The organism is Aeromonas sp. 3P, from assembly GCF_051919745.1.
In the GTDB taxonomy this organism is placed as follows: Bacteria; Pseudomonadota; Gammaproteobacteria; order Enterobacterales; family Aeromonadaceae; genus Aeromonas; species Aeromonas veronii.
On the sequence record NZ_JBQBED010000001.1, the window covers coordinates 321,543 to 338,808 of the forward strand.

Genomic DNA, 17,266 nt, shown 5'->3' on the forward strand with positions numbered 1-17,266 from the left:
TCACGCCGCTTGTTTCTTGAACAGCTCGCGGAACACCGGATAGATATCCTCGACCTTGCGAATGTGCTCCATCGCAAAGTGGGGGAACTGGCTGGCTACCGACTCATATTCGTGCCACAGGGTCTGGTGGGCACGGGTGGTGATCTCGATGTAGGAGTAGTACCTCACCCTTGGCATGATGTCCCGCGCCAAGATCTCCCTGCACTGCGGTGAGTCATCAGCCCAGTTGTCACCATCCGACGCCTGCGCCGCATAGATGTTCCACTGGTTTGCGGGGTAACGCTCGTTGATGATGTCATTCATCATCTTGAGGGCGCTGGAGACGATGGTGCCGCCAGTCTCCTGGGAGTAGAAGAACTCGTGCTCGTCCACCTCCTTGGCCTGGGTGTGGTGGCGGATGTAGACCACCTCGACGTTCTTGTAGGTCCGGCTCAGGAACAGATAGAGCAAGATATAGAAACGCTTGGCCATCTCCTTGGTGGCCTGATCCATGGAGCCAGATACGTCCATCAGACAGAACATCACCGCCTGGCTGGAGGGGACGGGCCGTTTGACGAAGTTGTTGAATTTGAGATCGAAGGTGTCGATAAACGGCACCGCATCGATCCGTCGTTTCAGCTCCCGGATCTCCTTCTCGAGCAGGGCGATTTCGGCAAAGTGTTCGTTGGGATCGGTAGCCAGCAGGGCCAGCCGATCTTCCAGTTCATGCAGTTGGCGTTTCTTGCCAGCTTGCAACGCCATGCGCCGTGCCAGCGAGTTTTGTAGCGAGCGCACCACGTTGATATTAGCGGGCACCCCGTTGGAGGTGTAGCCCGCCCGATAGGTTTTGACTTCCATCAGCTGATTGAGCTGGGTTTTCTGCAGCCTGGGCAGCTCCAGATCTTCAAACAGCAGATCGAGATACTCATCCTTGGAGATCTGGAACACGAAATCATCTGCCCCTTCCCCCTGATTGGATGCTTGTCCCTCGCCGGAACCCTGTCCACCGCCCCCTCCTTTGGGGCGGTCAATCTTGTCGCCGGAGACGAACTGATCATTGCCGGGATGCACCATCTCCCGTTTACCTCCGTGCCCCTGATGAAAATGGGGCTCGCCGATATCCTTGGTCGGGATGCTGATGCTCTCACCCTTGTCTACGTCCTGAATGCTGCGCTTGGAGACAGCATCCGAGACCGCTTGTTTTATCTGCTTCTTGTAGCGGCGGATGAAGCGCTGCCGATTGACAGCGCTTTTGTTTTTGCCGTTGAGCCTGCGGTCGATAAAATGCGCCATAACTCCCCCTTGAACAGTCAGGGTCAGGATGACTTGCGTACCCTGAGATACCATTCGGAGAGCAGTCGCACCTGTTTACGGGTGTAGCCTTTCTCCATCATCCGTTCGACAAAGTTATCGTGCTTCTTCTGCTCCTCGGCCGAGGTTTTGCTGTTGAAGGAGATAACCGGCAGCAGCTCTTCCGTGTTGGAGAACATCTTCTTCTCGATCACGGTGCGCAGCTTCTCGTAACTGGTCCAGTTGGGGTTACGGCCTGCATTGTTGGCCCGGGCACGCAGCACGAAGTTGACGATTTCGTTGCGGAAATCTTTCGGGTTGCTGATCCCGGCGGGTTTTTCAATTTTCTCCAGCTCACTGTTGAGGGACGCTCTGTCAAACAGCTGGCCGGTCTCGGGGTCACGGTACTCCTGATCCTGGATCCAGAAGTCGGCGTAGGTGACGTAGCGATCGAAGATGTTCTGACCGTACTCGGAGTAGGACTCGAGATAGGCGGTCTGGATCTCCTTGCCGATGAACTCCACATAGCGTGGGGTCAGATAGCCCTTGATGAACTCAAGGTAGCGGTCGTGCAGCTCTTGCGGGAACTGCTCGCGCTCGATCTGCTGCTCCAGCACATAGAAGAGGTGCACCGGGTTGGCGGCCACTTCCGCATGATCGAAGTTGAAGACGCGGGAGAGGATCTTGAACGCAAAGCGGGTGGAGAGACCATTCATTCCCTCATCCACCCCGGCGTAGTCGCGATACTCCTGATAGCTCTTCGCCTTCGGATCGGTGTCCTTCAGACTTTCGCCATCATAGACCCGCATCTTGGAGTAGATGCTGGAGTTTTCCGGCTCTTTCAGCCGTGACAACACAGAGAACTGGCCCAGCAGCTCGAGGGTGCCCGGGGCGCATTTGGCCTCGGTCAATTCGCTGTTGATCAGCAGTTTCTCGTAGATCTTCACCTCTTCGGAGACGCGCAGGCAGTAAGGCACCTTGACGATGTATACCCGGTCGAGGAAGGCCTCGTTGTTCTTGTTGTTGCGGAACTGCTGCCACTCTGATTCGTTGGAGTGGGCCAGCAGAATGCCGTCAAAGGGGAGGGCGGAGAGCCCCTCGGTGCCGTTGTAGTTACCTTCCTGGGTCGCTGTCAGCAGCGGGTGCAGCACCTTGATAGGGGCTTTGAACATTTCCACAAACTCCATAACCCCCTGGTTCGCTTTACACAGCGCACCTGAGTAGGAGTAAGCATCGGCGTCATCCTGGGCGAAGTGCTCCAGCATGCGGATGTCGACCTTGCCGACCAGTGAGGAGATATCCTGGTTGTTGTCATCACCGGGTTCCGTTTTGGCGATGGCAATCTGATCGAGGATGGAGGGATTGACCTTCTCCACCTTGAACTTGGTGATGTCGCCGCCAAACTCGTGCAGGCGTTTGGCCACCCAGGGGGACATGATGGGACGCAGGTAACGGCGCGGGATGCCGTACTCTTTCTCCAGGATCTCCCCATCCTCTTCGATATCGAACAGGCAGAAGGGGTGATCATTGACTGGTGAGCCCTTGATGCGATAGATGGGCACCTTCTGCATCAGGGATTTGAGTTTCTCTGCCAGCGAGGATTTACCGCCGCCAACGGGGCCCAGCAGATAGAGGATCTGTTTCTTCTCCTCCAGCCCCTGGGCTGAGTGTTTGAGGTAGGAGACGATCTGTTCGATGGCCTCTTCCATCCCGTAGAAATCCTTGAAGGCGGGATAGCGTGCCACGACGCGGTTGGAGAAGAGTCGGCTCAGTCTGGGGTTGGCTGAGGTGTCTACCATCTCCGGCTCACCAATGGCGGTCAGCAGACGTTCGGCTGCGGAGGCGTAGCAGGCTTTGTCCTGCTTACACATATCCAGGAACTCCTGGATGGTATATTCCTCTTCTCTCGCTTTTTCATATCGCTGTTGGTAATGCTCGAATATGCCCATAACTTTGCCCTCGTTATAGTCGCTTACCCTGAAAAAAGTGGATGACTGCTTTTGTGTTGTGCGCTTTTAAAGCCTAGTCAACAGACTCCAGTAATCCATCACGGTTGATAGGTTAAATTCTGAAGAAACCTGCCCGATCCTTGTGCGGGGAGGGTCAGTCAACAACACCGCTATGTTACTGACTGTTAAATTATTTTTGCCACGATAGTGAGGTAAATGTCAAAGACATAAAAAATAAATGTTTATGGGAAAGAGGGAACTTATTGCGAAAAGATTAAGGGGTTTGACGAAAGGCAATGGGGCTGCGGGTTGGCGGGGTTATGGATGAGAATGTCATTACGTGAACGTCAACGTAAATTGCTTTGTTTGGAGTTTTGGCTCTAATTTTTACATTGACGCTACATTTTGAGTGCCCTAGATTGGCGATGTGTGAGCAGCAAGATGCTTTAGCAAGAGAGTTGACTGTTGCCTCACCAAGCTCTGTTTAAGCACGTTTCCGTTGGCTTGACCCTCGCAACCGCGAGGGTCTTCTTTTTCTGCGTCTGTAAACGCTTGTTTCTGCTGGTGGCTATTGACGCAGCCAGCACTCACCTAGCAAGGGTAGGCTTGTTGCACTGCCGCCAGGACGCGGGCAAACGGGTACGCGGCCAACTGGCCTGCACCCGCCAGCGATTTGGCTTTGACCCGGCTGGTCAGCGGGGTGGTGATGCCGCACAGGAAACGGGCCAGAACACGCGCATCCACCGAACCTGTTTTGGCAATCAGCGGATCGCACCAGGCGCGGATCCCCGCCTCGTTTGGCATGGTCAGTGGGGGCAGGGGAGGGAGATGTGCCACCTCGCCGCGACAAACCGAACAGTGGCCACAATGAACCGGCGCCACCTCATCGGCAAAATAGCTGGCGAGGCGGTGACTCAGGCACTCATCCGAGGTGAAAAAGTCGAGCATGGCTTGCAGTCTGGCCAGCTCACTTTGCTCTTTTTGCAGGAACAGGGTGTGCAGGGCGTTTGCCTCCTGCTCGTTGTCCCACCCCTGACGGGTGATCCGGTAGACCTCGGTCATCTGTTTGCTTTCAAGCTCGATCCAGCCTTGCTGCTGCAGGTAGTCGAGCGCCGCAACCGCCCGCTGTCGCTCTCCCTGATAGCCCTGCCAGAGGGCGTCAAAGTCCATGGTGCACCAACTGCGGGCTTGCGGGGCACAGGCGAACAGCTGCTCCAGAAACTGGCGGCGTTCCGGATTGAAGCGGCTCACTATCTCGCCTTTATCCAGCACAAACTTGAAGCGGTAATCTGCGTAGTAGCTGTAGGCCGGGGTGATGATGCCCGCCATCTCCAGATAGACCAGCAGGGTTTTAAGGGGCAACTGGCGGATATTGGTGTCGTTGGAGAGGCGCAGCAGGGTGAATTCCCACTCGCTCCCGCTCTGCTTGATGATGGCAAGCAGCTGGAGGATGGCACTCAAATCCGGCGTATCACCGTAGACGAAGTTCTCCAGCACCGGCAGTTGGCTCTGGTTGGCCAGCACGATACAGCGCGATGGCTGGCCATCTCGTCCGGCGCGGCCAATCTCCTGGCTGTAGTTCTCAATGGATTTGGGCAGATCGTAGTGAATGACCCGCCGGATATCCGCTTTGTCGATACCCATACCAAAGGCGATGGTAGCGACGATGCAAGCCACCTTGCCCGCCATGAAGTCGTGCTGGGTCTGGCTGCGCAGCGCCGAGTCGAGTCCGGCATGATAGGCGCGGGCGTTGATCCCTTCTCTAACGAGTTGTTCGGCGCAGGCTTCGGCGGTGTGTTGCAAGGTGACGTAGACGATGGTGGGGACCGCCGGATCGTTGGCCAACTCCTGCGCGAGCCAGCCATCCCGCGCGTCGGGCGCTAGGGGAATGACCGCCAGATCAAGATTGGGGCGGTAGAAACCGGTGACCACGACCCCCTCCGGCGCTATGCCGAATTTGGTCTGCATATCCTGAATAACCGCCGGTGTGGCGGTGGCCGTCAGCAGCAACACCTGTGGGATCTTCAGGTCATGGCGATAGCTCGGCAGCTTGAGGTAGTCGGGGCGAAAGTTGTGGCCCCACTCCGAGATACAGTGTGCCTCATCGACGACCAGCAGCGAGAGCGGCACTTGCTGGATAAAGCGGCGAAAGCGCTCGTTTTTGAGTCGCTCTACCGAAATCATCAGGATCTTGAGCTGGCCATCCAGCGCCTGCTGCATCACTCGTCGGCTCTCCTCCGGGCTCTGGCTTGAGTCGAGGGTAGCGGCGCTTATTCCCTTGCTTTTGAGGAAGGCGAGTTGATCGTGCATCAGCGCCAGCAGCGGCGAGATAACCAGGGTCAGGTGAGGCAGGGCGAGGGCAGGCAGTTGATAACAGAGGGACTTGCCGGAGCCGGTGGGAAAGATGGCGGCGGCACTCTGACCAGCCAGCACCCGGCTGATCACCGCCTCCTGACCTGGCCTGAGTGCGGAGAAACCAAAATATTGGTTGAGCAGGGATGGGATCATGGCAAGGCTCCGCGGCAAATGGGGGATGATAGCACAGCGATGCCGGTCACGGGTGACACAGGAATGGTCGTGAGGGTGAGGGCAGAGAGTGTCGATAAAACGTACAAAAATGGGTGGTTGCGCTGTAGTTAAGGTTTTGTTGCGGTTTTTTGTGATGGAAACGGGATATTTTTTGGTGAGTCTCTGGAAAAAAAAGATGGCGAATGGGATATTCCGTCATGCAATCCGGTGACTGGCGGATCGGCCCGACAGAAGGCTGGCCACAGACACCACATTCGGGCGACAGGGGTCTCCCGATGAGTGGTTGCAGACAGGACTCATGATTCATGCACTACGGTGCTTAGGGACTTTTTTGATGACACAACAACACCCCCTCCTTCGGCTGGTCAATAGCACCAGCCTGGTCAGCCAGATCCTGGTTGGTCTGGTATTCGGTATCTTGCTGGCACTGTTTGTGCCCGAGTGGGCGAAAACGGCAGGTCTGCTTGGCAGTCTGTTCGTTGGTGCACTGAAAGCGGTAGCTCCGCTGCTGGTATTCGTACTGGTGATGGCGGCCATCATTGGTCACAAACAGGGTCAGAAGACCAATATTCGCCCGCTGCTGGCGCTCTACCTGTTTGGTACCTTCTCTGCGGCCGTGGTCGCGGTGATTGCCAGCTTCCTGTTCCCCTCCAACCTCCATCTGGTGGCCAATACTGCCGAGATCACCCCGCCGGGCGGGATCACCGAGGTACTGCAGACCCTGCTGTTCAACGTGGTGACCAACCCGGTCAAGGCGCTGATGGATGCCAACTATATCGGGATCCTGGCGTGGGCCATCGGTCTGGGTATCGCCATGCGCCATGCCAACGAGAGCACCAAGGCGCTGATCACTGACCTCTCTCACGGTGTCTCCGTCATCGTGAAAGCGGTGATCCGCTGCGCCCCGCTCGGTATTCTGGGGCTGGTAGCCTCCACTCTGGCAGAGACCGGTTTTGACGCCCTGTTTGGCTATGCCCAGTTGCTGGTGGTGCTGATCGGCTGCATGTTGTTTATCGCCTTTGTGGTCAACCCGTTGATCGTGTTCTGGAAGATCAAGCGCAATCCTTATCCGCTGGTGCTGACTTGCCTGAAAGAGAGTGGGGTTACCGCCTTCTTTACCCGCAGCTCTGCCGCCAACATTCCGGTCAACATGGCGCTGTGTGAGAAACTGCGCCTGCCCAAAGATACCTACGCGGTCTCCATCCCGCTGGGTGCCACCATCAATATGGCGGGTGCGGCCATCACCATCACTGTGCTCGCCATGGCGGCGGTACATACCCTGGGGATGGAAGTGGACATGGCAACAGCCGTGCTGCTCTCCGTGGTCGCCACCATCAGTGCCTGTGGCGCATCCGGTGTAGCTGGTGGCTCTTTGCTGCTGATCCCGCTGGCATGCAGCCTGTTTGGCATCAGCAACGATATCGCCATGCAGGTAGTTGCGGTCGGCTTTATCATCGGCGTGCTGCAGGATTCTGCCGAGACAGCCCTCAACAGTTCTACCGACGTGCTGTTCACTGCCGCAGCTTGCATGGCCGAAGATGAAACCCTGCAGGATGTGGCTCCGGTACCGAGCCGCGAAGCCTGATCTCGTAACGGTCAGTTTCGCAACACACTTGCGCCCTCTTCGGAGGGCGCTTTTTATTGTCGGCTTTGCTCTCTTTTCCTCTTTGATCAATCTCATTGGCTGATGTGCCGGACATTCTGTCGCCCTTGTTCAGGGCGCTGTCTTATCTTTATCCCTTTGAGTCGTGCTTCCTCCTTCTGTTGTGCGTTACATATCTTTGTCTGTTCTGCTAACAGCCGATTGCTATGGCTTACCCCAGATCTTCAAGACAATCACAGCATCACAGCATCACAGCATCACAGCATCACAGCATCACAGCATCACAGAAGAACGAAGATAGCTGGCTGCGGCAGATGAGCTCAACCCGTCCTATCAGACACGCCATCATGGTTTGGTTAGGGGGAGTAAACGTGTTGGCGATATTGAGCTGCGGGCATGAGTGGTTAGTCATGTTGATGCCCGACGTGCTCAGTCATGGCGCTGGTGAGCATGCAGATATCCAACAAAGGGAATAATAAGGAGGGAGCAGGGCAATTGCGGAGGCACAGATTGCAGAGATAAAAAAGCCAGCCGACTGTTCGGCTGGCTTTTTGCTATCAGTGGCAGGTGGGGGATTAACCGACCAGCTGATAGAGGATGGCGGAGATGGCGATCATCCCCATCACAGCGACAAATACGTTGCTGATATGGCCCTGATATTTCGCCATGGCAGGTACGCGCTTGATGGCGTACATCGGCATGATGAACAGGATGGTGGCGATGATCGGGCCGCCCAAGGATTCAATCATGCCCAGGATGGAGGGGTTGGCAATGGCAGTGCCCCACAGGGTCAGGATGAAGAAGGCGATGATGAACATCTCGACTTTCTTGGCGTTCGGCTCTTTGCCGGACTTGCGCATGTTCTGCACGATCATCCCTTTCAGACCTTCACGGGCACCCAGATAGTGGCCGAAGAAGGAGGAGACGATGGCCACGAACGCAACCAGCGGACCGAAGTAGGAGATGATGGGGCTGGCATGCTGGTTAGCCAGATAGGAGAGCACGGCGATGTTCTGAGCCTTGGCTTCCGCCAGCTGGGCCGGTGTCAGGCTCATGACGCAAGAGAAGACGAAGAACATCACGAAGCCCAGCAGCACCATGGCGGTACGCTTGAGGATGGCATCGGCTTTCTCGACAGCCTGATCACCGTGGTCGCGGCGCTGGGCCAGGGAGAAGCTGGAGATGGCCGGGCTGTGGTTGAAGGAGAAGACCAGTACCGGGATGGTCAGCCACAGGGTAGTGGCGAAATCCTTGGCAGAGGGCACTTGCTCCAGCGCCGCGCCGGTCCAGTCCGGGATCAGGTAGAGGGAGATACCGGCCAGAATGGCGATCAGCGGATAAACCAGCAGCTCGGTCACTTTCAGCATCAGCTTTTCACCGGCCAGCATCACCGACATCATGCCCATGATCAGCACGATGGAGAGGATCCAGTGCGGCGGGGCACTCATCTGCAGCTGGTTGACCATGAAGCTTTCCACGGTGTTGGTGATACCCACGCCGTAGATCAGCACGATGGGGTAGATGGCGAAGAAGTAGAGCAGGGTGATTAATTTACCGGCACCGACGCCAAAGTGCTCTTCCACCACTTCGGTGATGTCTGCGTTTGGCTTTTTGGAGGAGAGCACGAAGCGGGCCAGACCACGGTGGGCCAGATAGGTCATGGGACCTACCAGCAGCGCCATGACGACCAGCGGCCAGAAACCGCCCATACCGGCGTTGATCGGCAGGAACAGGATCCCCGCGCCAACTGCGGTCCCGAACAGACTGATGACCCAGGTAGAGTCGCGTTTTTCCCAACGAGTGGTTTGAGTAGAGCTGATCCCTTGCTCTGTTGACGCCGCAACTCCCTGCGTGCCAGTGACTGTGTTTGACATCTATCTCACCCCGAATGTGTGGTTCTTATTAAGTCGGCGCAAGGATACGGTTTTTCTAATCAAAAATGTTGATCAAATTCATCTTTACGGCACGAAAAACCGCACTTTCTTATGGAAATGTGATCAAAACAAGAAAAATTCAATTATTGTTTATCAATTGGCACGTTATTTTAGTGTTAATGATTAAATCTCGCTCAGTCAAATGTAGGTGAATTGTTATTTTGCGAGATGCTGGGCTAGCTGGTTGATCATGCTGGCGGTAGCCCCCCAGATAAAGTGCTGTTGCCAGGGGATCCAGTAGATGGTGTGTGCTTTCCCCCCTCTGGAAAGGGTCAGGGGGATGTGGTTGCGCCGATCCAGCAGATGGGTCAGCGGCACTTCGAAGGCGTGCTCCACCTCATCCGGACTCAGGATGAGGGGATAGTTGCCATCGAGCAGCCCCAGCACCGGCAGTACCTCGAATCGTGACACCGTATTGAGCGGGTTGAGGGTGCCGATCACCTCGATCAGCCGGGCCGGAATGCCGAGCTCCTCTTCGGTCTCCCGCAGCGCCGTGGCAATCAGGTTCTCGTCGCCGGGATCCTGTCGCCCGCCGGGGAAGCTGATCTGCCCCCCATGATGACGCAGCCGGGGGCTGCGCCGGGTCAATAACACGCTGAGCCCCTCATCGCGCATCACCACCGGGATCAACACCGCCGCCGGACTGAGCCCGCCGATGGCGAGTCGATGGGCCGGGGCGGGTCGCTGCAACTGGAAGCGGGTCAGCAGTTCGTGGCGATCCATGGCGGGGAGCTCTCCTGTGCGTTGGCCTGACAGTGGGGAGGGTTACAGCGCCGACAGCGGCGGCAGGATGCGGGCAACCTTGTCATAGGTCTCCTGATATTCGCTGTCGGCGTCGGAGTCGGCGATGATGCCGCCACCGGCCCAGCAGTGCAGACGACCCGCTTCGGCGATCAAAGTGCGAATGCAGATGCTGGTGTCCATCCGGCCATGCTGGCTGAGGTAGCCGATGCTGCCGCAATAGGCATTGCGGCGCTGTGGCTCAAGCTCTTCGATGATCTCCATGGCGCGGATTTTGGGGGCGCCGGTGATGGAGCCACCCGGGAAACAGGCCCGCAGCAGATCGACCCCTTGCCAGCGTGCATCCAGCTCACCGTGGATGGTGGAGACCAGATGATGTACCGCTGGAAACGACTCCACCGCAAAGAGATGAGGCACGCTGACCGAGCCAGGCCGGCTGACCCGACCGATGTCGTTGCGCAGCAGATCAACGATCATCAGATTCTCTGATCTGTCCTTGTCCGCCTGTGCCAGCTCCCGCGCGACTTGCCGATCGGTGGCCGGATCGGGGTGGCGAGGGCGAGTGCCTTTGATGGGTTTGGTTTCGATATGGCGGCCATCAAGCAGCAGGAACCGCTCGGGGGAGAGGCTCAGCAGTGCACTGTCCGGCAGGCGGATAAAGGCTGAGAAGGGGGCCTTGTTGGCGGTTACCAGCAGGCAATAGGCCTGCCACTCATCCCCCTGATAGGGGGCGCTGAAACGCTGGGTCAGGTTGATCTGGTAGCAATCCCCCGCGGCAAGGTATTCCTGAATGCGGGCAAACTTCTCGCCATACTCGGCGCGGCTCATATTGCTCTGCCACGACCCCTGCAAGGCAAAGGCAGGGGCCGGTTTGGCCTGTTGCTGTTCAAGCCAGGCCAACCGGTTGGCAAGGCCAGCTTCATCCCCCCAGTGCACCAGCTGCCAGTCGCCGGTCGCCAGATTGCGCAGCAGTGCCCAGTCGTAGATGCCCACCGCCATGTCCGGCACCGCGATATCGGCGGCGGCCTGCACCGGCAGTCGCTCGAAGCGGCGGCCCAGATCATAGCCAAACAGGCCGAGGGCGCCGCCAATAAAGGGTAGGTGAGTGGCGCACAGTTCCAGCTCCCCCAGCAACTGTTGCTGGGTATGGGCCAGCAGGGCGAGGGGATCTTCGTGGTGTTTGCTGATATTCGCCCCGACACGCAGAGTGGTCACCTCGCCACGGGTTTCGAGGGTCGCCAGCGGATCGGCAGTGATGATATCAAAGCCGTTATCGGCACCGAGTGGTCCCGCCGATTCCAGCAACATGGCCCACGGCTGATGTTGCAGGCGGGCAAAAAGCTGATGGAGTTCAGCACTATGGTCTAGATGATGGATATGAAGTGTTGGCGTCATTTTATGTTACACAGGCAACAGTTTGGTTCCCGAACCCTAGTCGGTGCTGGTGGGCAAGCGTATCATAGGTGTCGGTGACTTAAGAAAAAACTGCCGTGTCGTTCGTTTTTTGTTGGTTGATAGTTTTTAGCCAGCACGTCAGCACGGCCCATCATATGGAAGCCCTTGCCCTGCTCTGTGGCAGAGACAAGGACCAGTGAGGATGATATGAGCATTATAAAAAAACAGGATTTCATCGATTCTATCGCAGATGCCCTCCAGTACATCTCCTATTACCACCCGTTGGATTTTGTTCAGGCTGCCAAAGCGGCGTATGACCGCGAGGCCAACCCGGCCGCCAAAGATGCGCTGGCCCAGATCCTGATCAACTCCCGCATGTCCGCCGAAGGTCATCGTCCGCTCTGCCAGGACACCGGTATCGTGACCTGTTTCGTCAAGATCGGCATGCAAGTCCAGTGGGACAGCGACATGACGGTGCAGGAGATGGTGGACGAAGGGACCCGCCGTGCCTACACCAATCCTGACAACCCGCTGCGCGCCTCCGTGCTGGCCGATCCGGCCGGCAGTCGCAAAAACACCAAAGACAACGCCCCTGCCGTGGTTCATATCGACATGATCCCCGGCAACAAGGTGGAAGTGAGCATCGCGGCCAAAGGCGGCGGCTCCGAGAACAAATCCAAGATGGTGATGCTCAACCCCTCTGACGATATCGTCGAGTGGGTACTGAAAACCGTGCCGACCATGGGCGCAGGCTGGTGCCCACCCGGCATGCTGGGCATCGGCATCGGTGGTACTGCCGAGAAAGCGGCGGTGCTGGCCAAAGAGGCTCTGATGGAGCACATCGACATTCAGGAGCTGATCGCCCGTGGCCCGCAAACCACCGAAGAGAAGCTGCGGGTCGAGCTCTACGACAAGGTCAACAAGCTGGGGATCGGTGCCCAGGGTCTGGGCGGCCTCACAACCGTGCTGGATGTGAAGGTGAAATCTGCGCCGACTCACGCCGCCTCCAAGCCGGTGGTGATGATCCCCAACTGCGCCGCGACCCGCCACGTTCACTTCGAGCTGGATGGTTCAGGGCCCGCCGAGCTGACCCCGCCGAAACTGAGCGACTGGCCGGAGATCACCCGTGAAGCGGGTGGCAACGTGCGTCGCGTCAACGTTGATGGCATCACCAAGGCCGAACTGGCCAGCTGGAAGAGCGGTGATACCGTGCTGCTCTCCGGCAAGATCCTCACAGGTCGCGACGCCGCCCACAAGCGTATCGCCGACATGCTGGCCCGTGGTGAAGGGCTGCCGGAAGGGGTCGATTTCACCAACCGCTTTATCTATTACGTTGGCCCGGTCGATGCGGTGCGCGACGAAGTGGTCGGCCCGGCAGGCCCCACCACCTCCACCCGTATGGACAAGTTTACCGACATGATGCTGGGTGAAACCGGCCTTATCGGCATGATCGGCAAATCCGAGCGGGGCCCGAAAACCGTCGAGAGCATCAAGCAGCACAAGGCCGTCTATCTGATGGCGGTGGGCGGCGCCGCCTATCTGGTGGCCAAGGCCATCAAGAAGGCGCGCGTGGTGGCTTTTGCCGATCTCGGCATGGAAGCGATCTACGAGTTTGAAGTGGAAGATATGCCGGTGACCGTTGCGGTCGATTCCGAAGGCAACAATATCCACGAAACCGGCCCGACCTACTGGTCTGCCAAGATTGCCGAGCTGGATGGCAAGCTCTCCTCCTGAGTTACCGCTTTCGCTGCCGGTTAACGGTATCGGCCTGTAAAGAAGGCGCGTCCATCCGGATGCGCCTTTTTGCTTTGGCTGGCCTGTTATGGGCTCCAGTTGGCCGTTTGCGGCAAGCAGGTATAAAAAAAGGATGGCGTGACGCCATCCTTTTTCGTTGTGCTTGTGCTCTGGTAGTAGACAGCAGAGCAATCGTCCTTGGCTTTAGGCCTTTTTCAGGTAGGCGGCCACCAGTACGATCTGCACGCCGTTGACCTTGCCTTCGATGTGGAGCGGGTTGTTGGTCAGACGGATGCCCTTGACCAGGGTGCCGCGCTTGGCGGTGAAACCGGCGCCTTTCACGTCCAGATCCTTGATCAGGGTAACGGAGTCGCCCTCTTGCAGCACGGCGCCGTTGGAGTCAACGGTCGGTACGCTGTCATCATCTTCGTCAGCAATACCAGCTTCAGCCCAGGCCTTGGCTTCGTCTTCCATGTACATCATGTCCAGCAGATCCTGAGCCCACACTTCACCCTTGCCGGAGAGTGTTTTCAGCTGGCGCCATGCCATCACCTGCACCGCAGGCACCTGGCTCCACATGCTGTCGCTCAGGCAACGCCAGTGGTTCACCACCAGGGTATCCGGTTGTTCCAGCTGACCACGGCAGGTGTCACAGATAGCAACGCTGTGATCATCGTCGCTGGCGGGGGAGTGAGGCACCACGAAGGCGGTCAGCGCCTGCTCGGCGCTGCACAGTTCACACTTGGCGCCCGCGCGCGCTTGCAGAATGGCGTTGATGGTCATGTTGTTGGTCCCATAGCTAGTGGTAAAGCGACCCGCGTTGGGCGGGGCGCGTGAAAGAGGGGGCGGAATATAGCATAAAACCCCGCACTTTGTCAGGTCTGCCCTGGCTCACAAGGTTGGCTGTGCTGTTGCGCGGCGCTGATCGTTTGGTATTGAGAGTGCAATTTGAAGCGGGATAGCTAGAATGAGCCTCCTTTTTGACTGCAAGGCAGGGGCATTCGTGCTGGCTCAACGTTTTCAACAACTGGATCGACTGCTCACCCGCTACCGACGCTGGTGGCAATATCAGCCATATCATCATTTGACCATGGCCTTTGCCGATGAGGCGCCCGAACTGGCGGCGTTACTCAATGGGCTGACGCTCGGCCAGCTGGCAGAGCTCGATGCGGATATGGATGCCCTCAGCAGTCTGCTTGCCCCCTGGATTGCCGAGGGCGCCGAGCTGCAGCAACTCAGCCAGCTTGCCCCGTTTACCCCGGAGCCCATCACTTGCAGCAAGGAGATGGCACTGCATATGCCGGGGCGCAAGCAGGCCCAGATCGAGTCGTTCACCGCCTGTTTGCCGGCCCATCAGGGCCCCTATCTGGAGTGGTGTGCCGGCAAAGGGCATCTTGGGCGACTTGTATCGCTCCATCGACAGGCTCCGATCCTCAGTCTGGAGCTGCAAGGGCAGCTTTGTGACGAAGGTCGGCTGCTGGCCGAGCGGGATGGTGCCAATATGACCTTTACCTGCGCCGATGCCTTTGCCCCCGAATCGGCGGCGCTGATCGTCCCTGAACATCACGCTATGGCACTCCATGCCTGCGGCGAGCTGCACACCCATCTGCTGGAACGGGTAGCCGAGCGCAGTGCCAGTGGAGTGACCATCTCTCCCTGTTGTTATCACCTGATCCGCAGCAGCCACTATCGCCCGCTGTCGTTGGCGGCCAACGCCAGTGAGCTGGTGTTGAGCAAGGCGGATCTCAAGTTGCCGCTACAGGAGACGGTGACTGGCGGTGCGCGGATCGCCCGCCTGCGCGAGCAGGAAGTGGTGTGGCGGCTCGGGTTTGACTGCCTGCAGCGTCAGGTGCGCGGTGTGGATGAGTATCTGCCGGTGCCCAATATGCAAAAGAGCCTGCTGACCGGCACCTTCGAGGCATTCTGCGTTTGGGCTGCAGAGCGCAAAGGGATTGTGCTGCCCGCCGGGCTCGACTACCCCGCCTGGTTGGAACACGGGGAGCGCCGCTTTGGCGATGTCGCCCGCATGGAGCTGGTGCGTCATTTGTTTCGCCGTCCCCTCGAGATCTGGCTGGCGCTGGATCGCGCGCTCTTTTTGCAAGAGCAGGGCTATCGGGTCGAAGTGGGGGAGTTCTGTGCCAAACCCATGACCCCGCGCAATATCCTGATCCGTGCCGTGCGTGCCTGACATCCGGCTATTTTGAGCATTTTTCTTGAACATTGATGATGGCTGACAGGTTGAGCCTGTCAGCCATTTTTTTCATCACGAACAATGGCCGTATGGCAGGCCACCTTGCCGTCTCAACTGTTCTTAAAATGGGCGAAAGATCACGCTCTGGCGTTTTCGTTTGGGTTCTTTTTCTTTGTTTCAGCTGCACTGAATATCACAAGGTGAAATGGCTCACAAATTTTGCTTATTTCTTAATTCTCATCGTGAATTTAGTTGTTGAAACACCTACTCTTGGAACGCATTAATTCAAAAAAGGACGATAAACATGTTCAAACCCAAGCGTTGTGCCTGGCTGATAGCTGCCGCCTGCGCATTGCCAAGCTATGCCGCAATGAGTGCAGCCATGAATATTCAACCCGATCCGAAAAATGCGGGAGGATATGTGATTGCGGCTCCGGATCTGGCCGCCGTGGAAAAAGCCAAGACGGCTAATCCCATGTATGCAATATGGGCCAAGGCATTGGCGACACGGTCAAATAAAATCGTTGATTCCATTGAACCGGGTCTGGCAAGCAATCCTGACAACGTAAAACGGGTTGAACGGGTATTTCCTCAATCTGAATGGGAATATTTAACCCAGATGGCAGCGCCGGAATATACTTATGTCCGCTTCTTGCGAGCCATCGGTAAATTCCCTGCGTTCTGTGGCGAATATACTGACGGGCGTGATTCTGATGCGATCTGTAAAAAATCCATTGTGACGGCCTTTGCCCACTTCTCTCAGGAGACCGGTGGCCATATTGCCAAGGAGAACGTCTCCGATAACCCGCTGGGGCTGGAGGAGTGGCAACAGGCGCTGGTGCATGTGCGGGAGATGGGCTGGTCAGAGGGACAGACCGGCTACACCACCGGCTGTGGCCAGAACGACTGGCAGAACAAGAAGTGGCCTTGCAGCACGGGTCAGGGGTACTTCGGCCGCGGCGCCAAGCAGCTTTCTTACCACTTCAACTACGGAGCCTTCTCCGAGGCGATGTTTGATGGCGATGCCTCCGTGCTGCTCAACAACCCGGGGCTGGTGGCGGACTCCTGGCTCAACCTCGCTTCTGCCATATGGTTTTTCCTCACCCCGCAGGCCCCGAAACCGGCCATGCTGCACGTGATTGATCGCACATGGGTACCCTCCAAACGGGAAGTGGATGCCGGTATCGGCTACGGCTTTGGTACCACCATCAACGTCATCAACGGCGGCATCGAGTGTGGTGAACAGAACAAGGACAAGGGGCAGCCGGTCAATCGCATCCGCTATTGGGAAGGGCTGGCCAACCACTACCAGATCCCGATCAAGGCGGATGAGAAGAACACCTGCTGGCAGCAGACTCCCTATGGCAGCCTCAATCTCAACGGTGCTACCGACGTGCTCTATACCAACTGGGATGGCAACTGGAAGTACTATCCGGATCGCCCGGGCGGTTACTCCTTCGAGTGCGAGCTGGTGGGCTTTCAGACCGCTTATTCTGCGCTGGTGCCGGGTGATTACGAGAAGTGCGTGACCAACTTCTACGGCTCCCACGCCAACTGGCCGAAAGTGCGGATCGTCGCCAAGCTCGATCCCGCCCCGGTCGATCCGGTTGACCCGCCGGTTGATGGTCAGCCTGCCTGGGATGCCAGCAAGGTCTATACCGCTGGCAGCAAGGTGAGCTACAAGGGCGCCGTCTATCAGGCAAAATGGTGGACGCAAGGGGATGATCCCGCCAAAGGTGGCCCCTGGGCGTTGGTGACGACCCAATAAAGAGACAGTCCATCCATTGATAAGGAGAGGGGGCTTAGCCCCCTTTTAATATATTTTTTGCGCAGGGGGCAATATGTGCAGCGATTAAAAAAAAACCGTCAATCTGGAGGGGGAACTGTATTTGTCAGCCAGCTTTTCTTTTCCATTTAAAGT

The 17,266-nt window shown here is 57.4% G+C and carries 11 protein-coding genes; 4 read left to right on the forward strand and 7 right to left on the reverse strand.

Annotated elements, in window-relative coordinates:
* The 3 genes from ACTG19_RS01410 to ACTG19_RS01420 all read right to left on the reverse strand — a co-directional run bounded on the left by ACTG19_RS01410 (position 1) and on the right by ACTG19_RS01420 (position 5,726).
* Positions 1-1,272 (reverse strand): YeaH/YhbH family protein, encoded by a 1,272-nt coding sequence (locus tag ACTG19_RS01410; RefSeq protein WP_005360363.1) that lies wholly within the window; start codon positions 1,270-1,272, stop codon positions 1-3.
* A gap of 23 nt (positions 1,273-1,295) precedes the next feature.
* On the reverse strand, positions 1,296-3,218 hold the full coding sequence (locus tag ACTG19_RS01415) for a PrkA family serine protein kinase (RefSeq protein ID WP_005333223.1): 1,923 nt from the start codon (positions 3,216-3,218) through the stop codon (positions 1,296-1,298).
* 591 nt (positions 3,219-3,809) lie between these two features.
* Positions 3,810-5,726: a RecQ family ATP-dependent DNA helicase gene (locus ACTG19_RS01420; RefSeq protein ID WP_439988625.1), complete on the reverse strand. Its 1,917-nt coding sequence runs from the start codon at positions 5,724-5,726 to the stop codon at positions 3,810-3,812.
* 355 nt (positions 5,727-6,081) lie between these two features.
* Here ACTG19_RS01420 and sstT point away from each other — a divergent pair, with 355 nt between their 5' ends.
* Complete coding sequence (gene sstT / locus ACTG19_RS01425) at positions 6,082-7,332, forward strand: serine/threonine transporter SstT (RefSeq protein WP_439988626.1); 1,251 nt, start codon at positions 6,082-6,084, stop codon at positions 7,330-7,332.
* Positions 7,333-7,925: 593 nt separating this feature from the next.
* Here the strand turns inward: sstT and ACTG19_RS01430 are convergent.
* From ACTG19_RS01430 to pabB, 3 genes are all read right to left on the reverse strand, one after another.
* On the reverse strand, positions 7,926-9,224 hold the full coding sequence (locus ACTG19_RS01430; protein WP_439988627.1) for a serine/threonine transporter: 1,299 nt from the start codon (positions 9,222-9,224) through the stop codon (positions 7,926-7,928).
* Between the two features lie 216 nt (positions 9,225-9,440).
* Positions 9,441-10,007: a CoA pyrophosphatase gene (locus tag ACTG19_RS01435; protein ID WP_236375078.1), complete on the reverse strand. Its 567-nt coding sequence runs from the start codon at positions 10,005-10,007 to the stop codon at positions 9,441-9,443.
* A 42-nt stretch (positions 10,008-10,049) separates the two neighbouring features.
* Complete coding sequence (gene pabB / locus ACTG19_RS01440) at positions 10,050-11,333, reverse strand: aminodeoxychorismate synthase component I (RefSeq protein ID WP_234923094.1); 1,284 nt, start codon at positions 11,331-11,333, stop codon at positions 10,050-10,052.
* 294 nt (positions 11,334-11,627) lie between these two features.
* On the opposite strand from pabB, the gene ACTG19_RS01445 reads away from it, so the two are divergent.
* Complete coding sequence (locus ACTG19_RS01445) at positions 11,628-13,154, forward strand: fumarate hydratase (RefSeq protein ID WP_439988628.1); 1,527 nt, start codon at positions 11,628-11,630, stop codon at positions 13,152-13,154.
* Between the two features lie 204 nt (positions 13,155-13,358).
* Here the strand turns inward: ACTG19_RS01445 and ACTG19_RS01450 are convergent, their stop codons facing one another.
* Entirely contained in the window at positions 13,359-13,937 is a 579-nt protein-coding gene (locus tag ACTG19_RS01450) for a PhnA domain-containing protein (RefSeq protein WP_111900926.1), read from the reverse strand.
* A gap of 184 nt (positions 13,938-14,121) precedes the next feature.
* Here ACTG19_RS01450 and ACTG19_RS01455 point away from each other — a divergent pair, with 184 nt between their 5' ends.
* Complete coding sequence (locus ACTG19_RS01455; protein WP_113739493.1) at positions 14,122-15,342, forward strand: methyltransferase; 1,221 nt, start codon at positions 14,122-14,124, stop codon at positions 15,340-15,342.
* Positions 15,343-15,649: 307 nt separating this feature from the next.
* Positions 15,650-17,113, forward strand: coding sequence for a chitinase (locus tag ACTG19_RS01460; protein ID WP_113739494.1), 1,464 nt, complete (start codon positions 15,650-15,652; stop codon positions 17,111-17,113).
* Positions 17,114-17,266 lie beyond the last annotated feature (153 nt).